Here is a 15,897-nt window from a genome sequence, read left to right as displayed (position 1 = left end):
GCACGAGCTACTGGTGCGGCCGGAGCGGCGGCAGCAGGTGTGACAGGTGCGGCCGGAGTGGGCCCGCTCGTCAGCCGAGCAGGCCGAGCTTTCCGCCGAGATGTGCGATGTAGCCGGTCACCTCGGCAGCGTCCCGGTCCGGCAGTCCGAAGACAACCTCCGTGACACCGAGATCGGCCCACCGGGCGAGCTGTTCGGCATTGTGCTTGCCCGCCAGCGCGATCACGCGCGGGCTGCCCTCGCGCTCGGCTTCCTTCCAGACACGCTGCAGCAGTTCGATTTTCGCGCCGAGGTCGTCTTCGGTGGGAGTGGTGATCCAGCCGTCGGCGTGCGCGGCGAGCCAGGTGAAGGACTTCTCGGTGCCGCCCGCGCCGAGCAGCACCGGAACTCCCGCGCGCACCGGCTTCGGCCACGACCAACTCGGCCCGAACTTCACGAAGTCGCCGTCGAACTCGGCCTCCTCGTTCGACCACAGCGTCCGCATGGCGTCGAGATGTTCGCGCAGCACCGTGCGGCGCTTGTTGGCGGGCACGCCGTGGTGGGCGAGCTCGTCGGTGTTCCAGCCGAAGCCGACACCGAGCTCCACCCGGCCGCCGCTGAGGTGATCGAGCGAGGCGATGGACTTGGCCAGGGTGATCGGGTGGTGCTCGGCGGGCAACGCCACCGCCGTCGACAGGGTGATCCGGCTGGTGACCGCGGCGGCGGTGGCCAGGGCGACCCACGGGTCGAGAGTGCGCAGATAGCGGTCGTCGGGCAGCGAGGAGTCGCCGGTCTGCGGGTGCGCCGCGGCCCGGACCACCGGGATATGGGTGTGCTCGGGCACGTAGAAGGCGTCGAATCCCGCCTGCTCGGCGGCCGAGGCCGCGTCGGCGGGCGTAATGCCCCGGTCACTGGTGAACAACACGATCCCGTACCGCACGCCCCGGCCCTCCTGGATAGTCAAAACTGAAACAAGTTCTACCAGGGTTCCGGTGCGGGCGACAGAGGAATAGGCTCGACGGCATCCGAGCAACACCGTCGACCCGGAGGTTTCCGATGTCCGATGTGTCACCCATTCCCGCTGGTTATCCGGCAATCTGTCCCGGTATCGCCTGTGCGGGAGCCGCGGAAGCGCTCGCCTTCTACATTTCCGTCCTCGGCGCCACCGAACGCATGCGCATGCCAGGTCCCGACGGCACGATCGTGCACAGCGAACTGCTGATCGGCGATTCCGTCCTGATGGTCGGCGACCCTGTTCCCGACATCGGCTTCGTCGACCCGAAGTCCATCGGCGGCTCGCCGGTGAACCTGATGGTCTACGTCCCCGACTCCGACGCCGTCTTCGCTGCCGCCCTCGAAGCGGGCGCCTCGGAGATCACCCCGATGGCCGACCAGTTCTACGGTGACCGCACCGGCTCCTTCGAGGACCCGTGGGGCCACCGCTGGACCGTGGCCACCCACATCGAGGACGTGTCGCCGGAGGAAATGGACCGGCGCATGGCCGAAATGATGAACGCGAGCTGAGCGCACCCGCCGGGCTCCGGTCAGGAGCCCGGCGCCACCACTACCCGGAAACGATCGAATCCCCTTCGACCCGAACCGGTTTCGTAGGCAATGGGTTGCGTGCGGGCCCGCCACGCACGGCCCCGTCCAGCTCGAACCGGCTGCCGTGACACGGGCACACGATCACCCCGTCCTTCACCGACGTCACCTTGCACCCCGCATGCGTGCAGGTCGCTGAAAGCCCGACGAATGCCCCCGCCGTCGGCTGCGTGATCACGATGTCGCCGACGATCACCCCGCCGCCGACCGGCACGTCCCCGGTCTTGGCCAACGCCGTCCCCGGCGCGGCAGGCGCCCCCGTCGACCCCGACCCACCCCCACCCCCACAAGCAGGCACCACCGCCACCGCGGCCAGCGCCCCGGCCCCCACCACCACACTCCGTCGCCCCACCACAACATCACCGCTCATCGCCGCCTCCTCGAACACCGAGCGGCCGATTCCGCTCTTCCCTCAGACAACGGCACGAATGCCCTCCCGGTTCGAACGACACTCGGGCCAGGCTTGGTCGAGGCGGGCGTCCTCCGCCGGCTCACGGTCGGGCGCCGCAATCGCGCCTTCGAGGCACCCGAGGTGTTCGAGGCCTTCAGTGCGCTCGAGCGGTGCCTGGCGAATCCCGAGGGGTCGACCCGTTCGCCGCACCGCCCGGTGCCGCGCACCTGAGTCCGCGCCCCGCTACTGGAGGCGGAACTCGACCATGGCGATGGCGTCGTCGAGGGCTGTCGACAGGTGGGTGAGCCGGGTGTGGGGGTCGGGGGCCGTGAGGGCGGATTGGCGGTCGGTGAGGGAGATGGGGAGGGCGGCGGCGAGGGTGTAGGAGCGGGTGGTCGGGTCGGTGGGGAGCTGGTCGAGGGTGGCCGACGGCGGTGGGTGGCGGATGCCGCTGCGCAGGGCGAGGCGGGTGGTGAGGTCGTGGAGGCGGGTGGCGCGTTCGCGCAGGTCGTCCAGCAGGGCGGTGTCGTCGGCGCCGGGTTCGTCCGGCCAGAGCGAGGTCTCGGCGCGGGGGTACGGGTCGTCGGGGAGCCACTGCTGAACCCGCAGGCGTTCGGTGCCCAGGCAGCGCAGCCGGAACCGGTCGCCGGGCAGTTCGGTCACATCGGTGATCTGGGCGAGCACACCCACGTCGGTGCGCACCTCGCCACCGCCGACCTCACTGCCACGTTCGATCAGCACCACGCCGAACTCCGGTTCGCGACTGCCGTCGAGGCAGTCGCGAACCAGCGCCACATACCGTGGCTCGAAGATCTGCAGGGACAACGGCTCACCGGGCAGCAGCACGGTACCCAGGGGGAACATCGGAATCTCCACGGTCACAGCATGCCCGTTTCGATCACGTTGTCCGTGTTCGGACTCGCCGGGGAGCCCAGAGCCCTGGTCCCGGGCGTTCATGCCTTGGCGATCGCCTCGAAGACGGCGGGGTCGACGAGGGTGGAGGTGTCGCCGAGTTCGCGTCCTTCGGCGACGTCGCGTAGGAGGCGGCGCATGATTTTGCCGCTGCGGGTTTTGGGGAGTTCGGGGACGATGTGGATTTCGCGGGGTTTGGCGATGGGGCTGATCTGTTTGGATACTTCGGCTTTGAGGGTGTCGACGAGGGTGTCGTCGGGTGTGGTGGCTTCGGTGAGGATGACGAAGGCGACGATGCCTTGGCCGGTGGTGGGGTCGGTGGCGCCGACGACGGCGGCTTCGGCGACGCTGGGGTGGCCGACGAGGGCGGATTCGACTTCGGCGGTGGAGATGCGGTGGCCGGAGACGTTCATGACGTCGTCGACGCGGCCGAGGACCCAGAGGTCGCCGTCGGTGTCGAGTTTGGCGCCGTCACCGGCGAAGTACCAGCCTTCGGAAGCGAAACGCTGCCAATAGGTTTCGCGGTAGCGGTCCATGTCGTTCCAGATGCCGCGCAGCATGGACGGCCACGGCTTGTCCAGCACGAGCAGACCCGATGCGTCGGCGCCCAGCGGTGCTCCGTCGTCGTCGACGACATTCGCCGAAATGCCGGGCAGCGCACGCATGGCGGCGCCGGGCTTGGCATGGGTGACGCCGGGCAGCGGCGAGATCATGATGGCGCCGGTCTCGGTCTGCCACCAGGTGTCCACGATCGGAGTCTTGTTGTCGCCGAACACTTCCCGGTACCAGCGCCACGCCTCGGGATTGATCGGCTCGCCGACCGAACCCAACAGCCGCAGCGACGACAGGTCATGGGCGTCGGGGATCTCGCGACCCCACTTCATGAACGTGCGGATCAGCGTCGGGGCGGTGTAGTAGATGGTGACGCCGTATTTTTCGATGATCTCGAAGTGGCGGTGCTCGTTCGGGGAGTTCGGGGTGCCTTCGTAGACGACCTGGGTGGCGCGGTTGGCCAGGGGCCCGTAGACGATGTAGCTGTGTCCGGTGACCCATCCGATGTCGGCGGTGCACCAGTAGACATCTTGTCCCGCTTTGTGATCGAACACGTTGTGGTGGGTGTAGGCGGTCTGGGTGAGGTATCCGCCGCTGGTGTGCAGGATGCCCTTGGGCTTTCCCGTGGTCCCGGAGGTGTAGAGGATGAACAATGGATGCTCGGCGGGAAAAGCCTGCGCCTCGTGCGACGGCGAAGCGGTGGAAACCGTTTCGTCCCACCACAGATCACGAACCTCGGTCCACGGCACATCCAACCCGGTCCGCCGCACCACCAGCACATGCTCGACGCTGGTCGGGTCGTCACCGAGTGCCTCGTCCACGGCGTACTTCAACGGCGCGGGCTTACCCCGCCGCCACTGCCCGTCGGTCGTCACGATCAGCCGCGCCTGCGCATCATCCACCCGCTGACGCAGCGCGCTCGGCGAGAACCCGGCGAACACCACGGAATGCGTCAGCCCCAGCCGCGCACACGCCAGCATCGCCACGATCGCCTCGGGCACCATCGGCATGTAGATGGCGACCCGATCACCGGCAACGAGCCCGAGCGCGCTGAAAGTATTGGCCGCCCGGCACACTTCGTCGAGCAGCTCCTGATAGGTGATCGCCCGCGAATCGCCCGGCTCACCCTCCCACAGGACGGCGACCTGGTCACCGTGCCCGTCGAGCACATGCCGGTCGAGGCAGTTGTAGGCCACGTTTAGCTCGCCGTCGGCGAACCACTTCGCCACCGGTGCGTCCGACCAGTCCAGGACCTGGGTGAACGGCGTGTGCCAGTGCAACCGGCGCGCCTGTTCGGCCCAGAAGCCGTCACGGTCGGCGTCGGCCCGCTCGTAGAGGTCGGCGGTCGCGTTCGCCTGGGCGGCGAACTCCGCACTCGGTCCGAAGCTGGTCGCGGGATTGGTCACTGCGCCGGTCACAACAATTCTCCTTCGAAACACTCAGGGGGACAGCCCGTTCCGGTGGGACGAACCACCGGAACGGGCGTGGGGGACATCAGTGCGAGATCGCCTTCTCCGCACCGACGCCGGTCAGGGCACGTACTTCCATCTCCGCGGCCTTGCCGAGGTCGACCTTCTCGCCGCGCCCACCGAGGTAGGTGCCGAGCACGCCGAGCAGGAACGCCAGCGGAATGGACACGATGCCCGGGTTGGACAGCGGGAACCAGTGGAAATCGACGCCGGTGATCATCGAGGTCTTGGTGCCCGACACGGCGGGCGAGAACACGATGAGCACGATGGTCGAGATCAGGCCGCCGTACATCGACCACAGCGCGCCGGTGGTGTTGAACCGCTTCCAGAACAGCGAGTACAGGATGGTCGGCAGGTTCGCCGCCGCCGCCACCGCGAAGGCCAGCGCCACCAGGAACGCGATGTTCTGGCCGTTGGCCAGGATGCCGAGCCCGATGGCCAGCACACCGATCACCACGGCGGTGATCCGCGAGACGCGCACCTGCTTGCGCTCGTCGACGTTGCCCTTCTTGATCACGCTGGCGTAGATGTCGTGCGCGAACGACGCCGACGCGGTGATCGTCAGACCGGCGACGACCGCGAGGATGGTCGCGAACGCCACCGCCGAGATCACGCCGAGCAGGATCACACCACCGAGTTCGAAGGCCAGCAGCGGTGCCGCCGCGTTCTGCCCACCCGCCGCGGCCAGGATCTTGTCCGGGCCGACGATGGCCGCCGCGCCGTAGCCGAGCACCAGGGTGAACAGGTAGAACGCGCCGATCAGACCGATCGCCCACACCACCGAGCGCCGAGCCTCTTTCGCGGTCGGCACGGTGTAGAAGCGCATCAGGACGTGCGGCAGACCGGCGGTGCCGAGCACGAGTGCCAGACCCAGCGACAGGAAGTTCAGCTTCGACATCTCGCTGCCGCCGTACTGGGCGCCGGGGGCGAGCACATCGCGGCTCGCGACGGCCTTGTTGGCCGACTCGCTCACCGATTCCTGTGCGGCACCGAGGATGTCGGACAGGTTGAAGCCGAACTTGGCGAACACCATCACCGTCATCAGCGCGGCACCGGCGATCAGCAGGACCGCCTTGATGATCTGCACCCAGGTGGTGCCCTTCATCCCGCCGACGAGCACATACACGATCATCAGCACGCCGACGATCGCGATGACCACCGATTGCCCCGCACGCGAGGAGATATCGAGCAGCAAGGCGACCAGACCGCCCGCGCCTGCCATCTGCGCGAGCAGGTAGAACAGCGACACCGTGAGCGTGGTCAGCGCGGCCGCGGTGCGAACCGGGCCTTCCTTCAACCGGAAGCTGAGCACGTCGGCCATCGTGAATTTGCCGGTGTTGCGCAGCATTTCGGCCACCAGCAGCAGCGCGACCAGCCAGGCGACGAGGAACCCGATCGAGTACAGGAACCCGTCGTAGCCGTAGACGGCGATGGCGCCTGCGATACCGAGGAAGCTGGCCGCCGACAGATAGTCACCGGCGATGGCGATGCCGTTCTGCGGTCCCGAGAACCCACGACCACCGGTGAAATAGTCCGCGGCACTGGCGTTGTTGCGGCTGGCCCGGATCACCACGATCATGGTGACCACCACGAACAGCCCGAAGATAGCGATATTGGCGACGGGGTTACCCACCGTCGTATCCGCGGCGAGAATGCTCATGCGCGGTCCCCTTCGAGTTCTTCCCGGATGGCCGCGGCCCGCGGATCCAGCTCACGGTTGGCGAACCGGACATACGCGCCGGTGATGACGAAGGTCGTGACGAACTGCGCGAGGCCGAGCAGCAGTCCGACGTTGATATTGCCGAAGACCGGGGTGGCCATGAAGTCGTGCGCGTACGCGCCGAGCACCACATAGGTCAGGTACCACACCAGGAACAGTGCGGTCATCGGGAAGACGAAGCGGCGCAGCCGGTTCCGCAGATCCTGGAACTGCGGGCTCGCCTGCACGGCGAGGAATTCGTCGGCACTCGGCGGGCGCCGGTCGGGCGCTTCTTCGGTGTCGGTTTCGGTCATGCCGGGGTCCTAGCGTGAAGGGGGACGTGCTCTGTGATGACGGTAGGACGCACGGCGTTCTGTGGTGTGGGTCACTCGGTGAAGGTGCTCACCTGTGCGGTGAACGGTCGTCGGCGTGCGATGAACGGTCGGCCGGTCAGCGGTCGACCGGGTTGCGGTCCGCGCCCATGCCGAGCCGTTCCGGTGCGTGCATGCGCAGGAAGATGCCCGCGACGACCCGCCCGTCCGGCCGCTTGCCGAGCAGGCTCACCACGATGGTCACCGCGAAGGCCAGCGGCACGCTCACCGCGCCCGGATAGTCGACGATCGCCGTCGCCCAGCCGTTCGCCACGTGCGTTGGTACGCCGCCGAGTACCGCGAGAACGGTCGCCCCGCCCGCGGTGACAGCGCCGACGAGCATCCCGCAGGCCGCGCCGGTGGCGGTGAGTCCACGCCACCAAATGCCGAGCACGAGCAGCGGGCACAGGGTCGAGGCCGCCACCGAGAACGCGAGCGCGACCGTGCGCGACAGATCGAGCGAGGCGACGGTGAGCGCGAGCGTGAGCGGAACGAGCCCGGCCACCAGCGCCGCCGCCCGGAAGTCACGGATCCGGCCGCGCAGCACGTCGGTGCTGAGCACCCCGGCCAGACTCACCAGCAATCCCGACGACGTGGACAGGAATGCCGCGATCGCGCCGGCCGCCGCCAGCGCGGTGAGCACCTGCCCGCCGAGCCCGCCGAGGACGGCACCGGGCAACAGCACGACCGCCGCGTCGGAGGCGCCGGTGATGAGCAGTTGCGGCACGTACAGCCGGGCGAAGACGCCGAGCAGGATCGGGAACAGATAGAACAGGCCGACCAGGCCGATCACGGTAAGCGCCGTGCGTCGAGCCGACGGTCCGTCCCGGTTCGTGTAGAAGCGGACGAGCACGTGCGGTAGCCCCATGGTGCCGAGGAAGGTCGCGACGATCAGCGAGAACACCTGGTACCGGGGATGATTCCCGCCGAAGCCGCCGCCGGGTTCGACCCAGCCCGTGCCGTCGGACGGCGCGCCTGCGACGACCGGTACCGCTGAACCGGGTGCCAGGAGCAGTTCGGTGCCTTCGGTCAGGGTGTGGTCGCCCGGTGTCAGCGTCACCTGGCCTGCCGTGTCCTGCCCGTCGAGGGTGCCGTGCACGGTGACCACCTGGGAAACATCCAGGTGCACAACCACATCCGTGGTGATGTCGACCGTGGTGAGCCGGTCGACCGTCGGCGGGGCCGGGGTGCCGACCGGGCGTTCGTCGGCGAGGAAGTGCAGCCCGAGGACAACGGCGGGGATCGCGACGGCGGTCAGCTTCAGCCAGTACTGGAACGCCTGCACCAGCGTCACCGAGCGCATGCCGCCGCCGATCACATTGGCGAGCACGATGGTGCCGACCGCGACTGCGCCCACCCAGGCGGGCACCCCGAGTAGCAGGTGCAGGGTCAGGCCCGCGCCCTGGAACTGGGGGATGAGGTACACCGCGCACACCACGACGACCACCCCGGCGGCCATCCGCCGCAACCGGATCGAGCCGAGCCGGAACTCGGCGAAGTCGGGGACGGTGTAGGCGCCGGAGCGGCGAAGGGGAGCGGCGACGAACATCAGCAGACCCAGGTAGCCCGCCGTGAACCCCACCGGGTACCAGAGTGCGTCGGCGCCGTACTTGGCGATCAGTCCCGCGACGCCGAGAAAGGACGCGGCCGAGAGATATTCGCCGGAGATCGCGGCCGCGTTCCAGCGTGAGCCGACCGTGCGGGAGGCGACCAGGAAGTCCGACGTCGTGCGCGACAGGCGGACCCCGTACAGGCCGATACCGATCGTGGCCAGCGCTGCCAGCAGCAGCGCCGCCACGGTGAGCATCGGAATACCCGAGCTCATTTCAGTCCCCGGCCAGTTCCAGGAAGTCGTCCTCGTTGCGTTCCGCCAGCCGGACATAGACCCGGCCCACCGCGTACAGCAGCGGGAAGGCGAGCAGGCCGAGGATCAACCACGGCAGGCGGATGCCGAGGACGGTCGCCGAGGCGACGGCGTCGATACCGAACAGCAGCGGAAGGGCGCCGAATCCGGCGACGACCACGAAACCGAGGCGAAGGGCGAGCCCGAGCTGGGCGCGGATCAGCCCGCCGATCAGCGCCGCCCCGAGATCGGTCTGCTCCACCACCTCGGTACGAGTGCGCACCTGGCGGGCGCCGCGCCGCTGCGCGAGCACCACCCGCTCGCGCTGAGGCCGTTGTGGACCGGTCATCGCTGCGACCAGTTCTGCCGTGGCCCGTGCACGAGCCGCTGCTTGAGTTCACGCACCTGGCGCCTGCTCACCGGCAACTCCACCGCACCGGACGCGCCTTCCGCGCGTAGGCACACAACTGTGCCGCTTCCCGTGCTGCGCAACCCGGTGACAAGCCGCAACGCCACGAGGTACGACCGGTGCACCCGCAGGAAACCCGCACCCTCCCACCGTGATTCGAGGGCGGTGAGCGGGATGCGCACCAGGTGCGACCCGGTCCTGGTGTGCAGACGCGCGTAGTCGCCGTCGGCCTCCACCCAGGCCACATCGGCCCGGTGCACCAGCGTGGTGACCCCACCGAGCTCCACCGGGATCACCTCGCTCGGATGCGCCTGCTCCGGCGGCGAAGCCGGCACCGTCGCCCTGGCCGCTGCGATCCGCCGCACTGCCTCGGCCAGCCGCGCCGCCCGCAACGGTTTGAGCAGGTAATCGACCGCCCCCAGATCGAACGCGGCCACCGCGTGATCGTCGTGCGCGGTCACGAACACCACCGCGGGCGGTTCGGCGAACTCCGACAGAATCCCCGCCAGCTCCATCCCCGTCAGCCCCGGCATGTCGATATCGAGAAACACCGCATCGACCGGATGCGCCCGCAACACCCGCAAAGCCCCCGTCGCCTCGGACGCCCCGTGCACTTCCCCCACCCCGACCTGCTCGTTGAGCAGATACACCAACTCATCGAGCGCGGGCTTCTCGTCATCGACAGCCAGCACCCGCAGAGCAGCCGAAGTGTCATCAGTGTTCCAGGTCACAGCCAGCTCATCGTAGCGGCTGGGTTTCAGACACCGACCACATACCGCCGGGCCTGCGTGATTCGCGCGGGTTACTGCAGCGGGGTCTTGCTTCGTCGCGTTGCCGCTCGGTGACCCGGCCGACCATCAGGTTGCGTTAGTGCCGCTGACTCGGCCGCGATGAGTCAGGCGCGGATTCCGGGGCGGAACTTGGGGACTCGCATGCTGACCTTCGTGCCTGCGCCCGGTGCCGTTTCGACGACCAATCCGTAGTCGTTGCCGAAGGCGGCGCGGAGGCGGTCGTCGACGTTGGACAGGCCCACGTGGGCGGCTTCGCCGGTGCGGGTGGGGCCGGAGGTGTCGACGGCGTCGAGGGCGCCGGAGCGCAGGAGGTCGGGGTCCATGCCGATGCCGTCGTCCTCGACGCTGATGAGGCAGTCGGTGCCCTCGTCGCTGGCGACGATGCTCAACTGGCCGCCGTGCCTGCCGCCGCCGAGTCCGTGCCGGACCGCGTTCTCGACCAGCGGTTGCAGGGCGAGGAAGGGCAGCACCACGCCGAGCACCTCCGGGGCGATCCGTAACCCACGTCGAGCGCGTCACCGAAACGCGCCTGCTCCAATGCCAGATACCGTTCGATATTGCGCAATTCGTCGGCGAGCACAGTGAATTCGCCCGCCGCCCGGAACGAGTACCGGGTGAAGTCGGCGAATTCGAGGATCAGTTCGCGCGCCCGGTCGGGATCGGTGCGCACGAACGAGGCGATCGTATTGAGCGCGTTGTAGATGAAATGTGGACTGATCTGGGCGCGCAACGCCCGCACCTCCGCCCGGTCGACCCGGGCCCGCGAGGCATCCAGTTCCGCCAATTCCAGCTGCCCACAGGCGTACCGTGCCACCTCGGCCGCCGCACCGAGCATCCCCGGCCCCGGCTTACCGGTGATCACCATCCCGAGCGCACCGACCGCCGCCCCCACATCGATCAGCAACGGCTGTGCGATCAACGTGTGCTCGTCACCGTCGACCAGCACCGGCCGCTCCGAAGCGATAGCCCGCCGCGCCGCCGCACCGAACGACCCAAGCATCCCCGTATGCGGACCGTCCCACGCCAGCAACACCCCCTCCGCATCCGCGACCCCCAACCCCTCCGCCGCCGCCAACGTCCGCAGATGCGGCGCCGCCGCCCGCGCCGACTCCTCGGTCAACCCCCGCCGCAACGGCACCGCCGCCAACGACGCCGTATGCAACGCCTGATGCACCGCCCGCTGCGCCGGAGTCGTCACCACCCGCTGCGTCCGCCGCCAGATCAGCAACACGACCAACGCCATCACCGCCACCACCGCGACAGCGACCACGAAGGTGGTCATAGGATTTTCCGGTCCGCGCGCACGCCCCGATTATGGCGGCGCTCTGCGAGGCTCAGGCAGACTTCTTCGCGCGCTCGGCCTTGGACGGCGGCAGTTTCCTGCCGAGCACCTTCTCGGCGCTCTTGCGCAACTTCTCCGCCTGTTCGGGGCTGGGCGTCGCCCGAACGGGCCGCATCGATTCATCAGTCAGTGCGCTCACTGTTCCTCCTGAACCACGATCGCCTCGATGCGCCACATCCTACGCCGCTCATCAAAGGTGGCGTTCGCGACAAGATAGGTCCGGACATCGATGATGAGGATCTCGCGCTCATCCCTGACCTCCGCCAATTCGCCGAGCCGCAGTGCCGGCGTGCCTTGTGGAACGAGCAGTTCGAGGATCACCGGATTCCGATGGCGCGCCGATCGAGGCGGGAACTGGAGGCCGGAGGTCGAGAGGAAGCCGAGCTCGGTGAAGTACTCGCCGATGACCGACGCGATCGACGGGGCGTCACTCGCGTCGACTCCGAGTGCCCATGCGTCGACCTCACGAGTGACCCGAACAGTCTGGGGGAGTGGGTAGCGACGAAGGCCGGATCTGATGTGGGCAACACGACGCGCCAACGGAGGCGTCATCGGGATGGAGGCCCCGTAGCGCGGAGTTGATCGGTTCATAGCCGTTGAGCGCATACGACTCGATGGCCGAGCGTTCGTGATCGGTGAGATCGGCGATCGTCTGACGTGCCAAGACTTGGTCCGCGAACGGAAAATCGTCGAACGTTCCCGCGCCACCCCCGTGCTCGCTCACAGTCGGGAAACCACGCTCAGGACCTCGTGTCGCGAATTCGGCGCAGCGTGTCGACAGCGACTCTCCGTGACCTTGGTCATGACACGCCGGGATCGGCGAGGCAACGCCCGGGGCGTCAGCATGGCGTGGCGAAACCTGTCGTACCCACATGCCTAGAATGCCAAGGCCAACCCCCGTCGACACCATGGGAGGAAGGACCGTCTTGGCTTCGTCCGGATCGTTCGTTCACCTGCACAACCACACCGAGTACTCCATGCTCGACGGTGCGGCGAAGATTTCGCCGTTGTTCGCGGAGGCGGAGCGGTTGGGGATGACCGCGGTCGGGATGACCGACCACGGCAACATGTACGGCGCTTCGGAGTTCTACAACTCCGCGAAGAAGGCGGGCATCAAGCCGATCATCGGTATCGAGGCCTATATCGCGCCGGGTTCGCGGTTCGACACCAAGCGTGTGCTGTGGGGTGATCCGTCGCAGAAGAGCGACGACGTCTCCGGTTCCGGTGCCTACACCCATATGACGATGGTCGCCGAGAACGCGACCGGTCTGCGCAACCTGTTCAAGCTGTCGAGTCTTGCCTCCATCGAAGGTCAGCTCGGTAAGTGGGCGCGTATGGACGAGGAGATCATCGCCCAGCACGCCGAGGGCATCATCGCCACCACCGGTTGCCCCTCCGGTGAGGTGCAGACCCGTCTTCGCCTCGGGCATGAGCGCGAAGCCCTCGAGGCCGCCGCGAAGTGGCAGGAGATCTTCGGTAAGGAGAACTTCTTCCTCGAGGTGATGGACCACGGTCTGTCGATCGAGCGCCGTGTGCGCGAGGGCCTGCTCATGGTGAGCAAGCAGCTCGATATCCCCCCGCTGGCCACCAACGACTGTCATTACGTCACCAAGGATCAGTCGACCAATCACGAAGCGCTGCTGTGCATCCAGACCGGCAAGACGCTCTCGGACCCGACCCGCTTCAAATTCGACGGTGACGGCTACTACCTGAAGTCCGCCGAAGAGATGCGTGCGATCTGGGACGCCGAAGTCCCCGGCGCGTGTGACAACACCGAACTCATCGGCGAACGAGTCCAGCCCTACGACGAGGTGTGGGAACACCGCGACCGGATGCCGATCTTCCCGGTCCCCGAAGGCCACACCCAGGCCAGCTGGCTGCGCAAGGAAGTCCTCGAAGGCCTGGATCGCCGCTTCCCCGACGGTCCGTCACGCGAATACCTCGACCGCGCCGACTTCGAGCTCAAAGTCATCTGCGACATGGGGTTCCCCGCCTACTTCCTCGTCGTCGGTGACCTCATCAAGCACGCACTCGAAGTCGGTATCCGCGTCGGCCCCGGCCGTGGTTCGGCCGCCGGTTCGCTGGTCGCCTACGCGATGGGCATCACCAATATCGACCCCATCCCGCACGGTCTGCTGTTCGAGCGATTCCTCAACCCCGAGCGCGTGTCGATGCCCGATATCGATATCGACTTCGACGATCGCCGCCGCGGTGAGATGGTCCGCTACGCCACCGAGAAGTGGGGCAGCGACCGGGTGGCCCAGGTGATCACGTTCGGCACCATCAAGACCAAGGCCGCGATCAAGGACTCCGCGCGAGTCCTGTTCGGCCAGCCCGGTTTCGCCATCGCCGACCAGATCTCCAAGGCGCTGCCGCCGCCGATCATGGCCAAGGACATCTCGGTCGCCGGCATCACCGATCCCGACCACGAGCGGTACAAGGAAGCCGCCGAGGTCCGCGAACTCATCAGCACCAACCCCGATGTCGCCAAGATCTACGAGACCGCGAAGGGTCTGGAAGGACTGATCCGCAACGCGGGCGTGCACGCCTGCGCGGTCATCATGTCCTCGGAGCCGCTCACCGACGCCATCCCGGTGTGGAAACGCGCCCAGGACGGCGCGATCATCACCGGTTGGGACTACCCGTCGTGCGAGGCCATCGGCCTGCTGAAGATGGACTTCCTGGGCCTGCGCAACCTCACCGTCATCGGTGACGCCCTGGAGAACATCAAGGCCAACCGCGGCATCGATCTCGACATGGACAACCTGCCGCTCGACGACCCGGCCACCTACGAATTGCTCGCCCGCGGCGACACTCTCGGCGTGTTCCAGCTCGACGGCGGTGCCATGCGCGACCTGCTGCGCCGCATGCAGCCCACCGGCTTCGGCGACATCGTCGCGGTGCTCGCGCTCTACCGTCCCGGCCCGATGGGCATGAACGCCCACAACGACTACGCCGACCGCAAGAACGGGCGGCAAGAAGTCAAACCGATCCACCCCGAGCTCGAAGAGCCACTGAAAGACATCCTGGCCGACACCTTCGGCCTGATCGTCTATCAGGAACAGATCATGCAGATCGCGCAGAAGGTGGCCGGGTACTCGCTCGGTCAAGCCGACATCCTGCGCCGCGCCATGGGTAAGAAGAAGCTGTCGGTGCTGGAAGAGGCCTATGCCGGCTTCCGCGAGGGCATGCTCGCCAACGACTTCTCCGAACCGGCCATCAAGGCGCTGTGGGACACGATCCTCCCGTTCGCCGGTTACGCGTTCAACAAGTCGCACGCCGCCGGGTACGGCCTCGTCTCCTTCTGGACGGCCTACCTGAAGGCGAACTATCCGGCCGAGTACATGGCCGGTCTGCTCACCTCCGTCGGTGACGACAAGGACAAGGCTGCGGTCTACCTGTCGGACTGCCGCAAGATGGGCATCACGGTGCTGCCGCCCGATGTGAACGAGTCGGAGCAGAACTTCGCCTCGGTGGGCAAGGACATCCGCTTCGGTCTCGGCGCGGTGCGCAATGTCGGCGCCAACGTGGTGTCCTCGATCATCGCCGCCCGCAAGGAGAAGTCGAAGTTCACCGACTTCTCCGACTACCTGAACAAGATCGACGCCACGGCCTGCTCCAAGAAGGTCACCGAATCCCTCATCAAGGCAGGCGCTTTCGACTCGCTCGGGCATCCGCGCAAGGGTCTGATGCTGGTGCATTCCGATGCGATCGACGCGGTGATGTCGACCAAGAAGGCCGAGGCCATCGGCCAGTTCGACCTCTTCGGCGGCATGGACGACGCCGACGAGTCGATGGCGTCGGTGTTCAACGTGAAGGTGCCCGACGACGAATGGGAAACCAAACACAAACTGGCCCTGGAGCGGGAGATGCTCGGCCTGTACGTGTCGGGCCACCCGCTCAACGGTGTCGAACACGTCCTCGCCGCTCAGGTGGACACCCCCATCCCGGCCATCCTGGAAGGCGACGTCAAGGACGGGGCCCAAGTGACCATCGGCGGCATCCTCGCCTCGGTGAACCGCCGCATCAACAAGAACGGCCTGGCCTGGGCATCGGCCCAGCTCGAGGACCTCACCGGTGGCGTGGAAGTGCTGTTCTTCCCGCAGTCCTACTCGGTGTACGGCATGGATGTGGTCGAGGACGCCGTGGTGCTGGTGAAGGCCCGCGTCTCGGTCCGCGACGACCGCATCTCCCTGATCGCCAACGACCTTGTGGTGCCAGACCTTTCGGCAATCGGCGTGGCCAAGCCGGTGTCGGTGGTGATGACCACCCGCATGTGCACGCCGGAGAAGGTCAAGGAACTCAAGAAGGTCCTCTCCCGCCATCCCGGCACCTCCGACGTGCACATCCGCCACGTCGGCGCCAGAGAGAAGACCACCCTGCTCAAGCTCGACGACGCCTGGCGGGTATCGCCGTCCTCGGCACTGATGGGCGACCTGAAGGCACTGCTCGGCCCGGGCTGCCTGGGCTGAGCCGATGATGTGATCCGCCGCATAAGCCGTCACGTTCGCCGTCGTCGTCTCGTCTGAGGAGACGA

Annotated in this window: 13 protein-coding genes and 1 pseudogene; 2 read left to right on the top strand and 12 right to left on the bottom strand. The window is 67.4% G+C overall.

All coding sequences use genetic code 11. From position 1 onward, the window contains the following. Nucleotides 1-70: 70 nt before the first annotated feature. Nucleotides 71-919: a TIGR03619 family F420-dependent LLM class oxidoreductase gene (locus NCO8_RS25355; protein WP_067642836.1), complete on the bottom strand. Its 849-nt coding sequence runs from the start codon at nucleotides 917-919 to the stop codon at nucleotides 71-73. A gap of 116 nt (nucleotides 920-1,035) precedes the next feature. Here NCO8_RS25355 and NCO8_RS25350 point away from each other — a divergent pair, with 116 nt between their 5' ends. Continuing rightward, nucleotides 1,036-1,503, top strand: a complete 468-nt coding sequence (locus NCO8_RS25350; protein ID WP_067642833.1) for a VOC family protein — start codon at nucleotides 1,036-1,038, stop codon at nucleotides 1,501-1,503. A gap of 40 nt (nucleotides 1,504-1,543) precedes the next feature. On the opposite strand, the gene NCO8_RS25345 is transcribed toward NCO8_RS25350, so the two are convergent. The 11 genes and pseudogenes from NCO8_RS25345 to NCO8_RS25300 form a co-directional block, all read right to left on the bottom strand. Next, the gene (locus tag NCO8_RS25345) at nucleotides 1,544-1,951 is read right to left on the bottom strand and encodes a QcrA and Rieske domain-containing protein (RefSeq protein WP_067643251.1); all 408 of its coding nucleotides are present in this window, start codon (nucleotides 1,949-1,951) and stop codon (nucleotides 1,544-1,546) included. Nucleotides 1,952-2,215: 264 nt separating this feature from the next. After that, the gene (locus tag NCO8_RS25340) at nucleotides 2,216-2,836 is read right to left on the bottom strand and encodes an LON peptidase substrate-binding domain-containing protein (protein ID WP_067643248.1); all 621 of its coding nucleotides are present in this window, start codon (nucleotides 2,834-2,836) and stop codon (nucleotides 2,216-2,218) included. A gap of 89 nt (nucleotides 2,837-2,925) precedes the next feature. Then, nucleotides 2,926-4,854, bottom strand: a complete 1,929-nt coding sequence (gene acs / locus NCO8_RS25335; protein WP_067642830.1) for an acetate--CoA ligase — start codon at nucleotides 4,852-4,854, stop codon at nucleotides 2,926-2,928. A 76-nt stretch (nucleotides 4,855-4,930) separates the two neighbouring features. Next, nucleotides 4,931-6,565 carry a monocarboxylic acid transporter gene (locus NCO8_RS25330; protein WP_067642827.1) on the bottom strand — a complete coding sequence of 545 codons (1,635 nt, stop codon included), beginning with the start codon at nucleotides 6,563-6,565 and terminating at the stop codon, nucleotides 4,931-4,933. Continuing rightward, a complete protein-coding gene (locus tag NCO8_RS25325; RefSeq protein WP_067498780.1) occupies nucleotides 6,562-6,918 on the bottom strand; it encodes a DUF485 domain-containing protein in 357 nt (118 codons plus the stop codon). Before NCO8_RS25325 ends, NCO8_RS25330 begins: the two co-directional genes overlap by 4 nt. 136 nt (nucleotides 6,919-7,054) lie before the next feature. Then, nucleotides 7,055-8,800, bottom strand: coding sequence for a sodium/solute symporter (locus NCO8_RS25320; RefSeq protein WP_067642824.1), 1,746 nt, complete (start codon nucleotides 8,798-8,800; stop codon nucleotides 7,055-7,057). Between the two features lies 1 nt (nucleotide 8,801). After that, nucleotides 8,802-9,167, bottom strand: coding sequence for a hypothetical protein (locus NCO8_RS25315; protein WP_067642821.1), 366 nt, complete (start codon nucleotides 9,165-9,167; stop codon nucleotides 8,802-8,804). Next, nucleotides 9,164-9,958 (bottom strand): LytR/AlgR family response regulator transcription factor, encoded by a 795-nt coding sequence (locus NCO8_RS25310; protein ID WP_067642818.1) that lies wholly within the window; start codon nucleotides 9,956-9,958, stop codon nucleotides 9,164-9,166. The genes NCO8_RS25315 and NCO8_RS25310 overlap by 4 nt, the downstream gene beginning before the upstream one ends. A gap of 164 nt (nucleotides 9,959-10,122) precedes the next feature. Further along, nucleotides 10,123-11,300, bottom strand: a pseudogene (locus tag NCO8_RS25305) (sensor histidine kinase). A gap of 52 nt (nucleotides 11,301-11,352) precedes the next feature. After that, nucleotides 11,353-11,499, bottom strand: coding sequence for a hypothetical protein (locus NCO8_RS31565; protein WP_157105094.1), 147 nt, complete (start codon nucleotides 11,497-11,499; stop codon nucleotides 11,353-11,355). Beyond that, nucleotides 11,496-11,912 carry an ADP-ribosyltransferase gene (locus NCO8_RS25300; protein ID WP_067642814.1) on the bottom strand — a complete coding sequence of 139 codons (417 nt, stop codon included), beginning with the start codon at nucleotides 11,910-11,912 and terminating at the stop codon, nucleotides 11,496-11,498. Before NCO8_RS25300 ends, NCO8_RS31565 begins: the two co-directional genes overlap by 4 nt. Before the next feature lie 374 nt (nucleotides 11,913-12,286). Between NCO8_RS25300 and dnaE the strand changes: the two genes are divergently transcribed. Continuing rightward, the gene (gene dnaE / locus NCO8_RS25295) at nucleotides 12,287-15,832 is read left to right on the top strand and encodes a DNA polymerase III subunit alpha (RefSeq protein WP_376739956.1); all 3,546 of its coding nucleotides are present in this window, start codon (nucleotides 12,287-12,289) and stop codon (nucleotides 15,830-15,832) included. The last annotated feature ends 65 nt before the right edge of the window (nucleotides 15,833-15,897 follow it).

The sequence above is a fragment of the Nocardia coubleae NBRC 108252 genome (assembly GCF_001612805.1).
Classification (GTDB): Bacteria; Actinomycetota; Actinomycetes; order Mycobacteriales; family Mycobacteriaceae; genus Nocardia; species Nocardia coubleae.
Note: the sequence above shows the minus strand (reverse complement) of the source record. Positions and strands in the feature narration are given on the sequence as shown.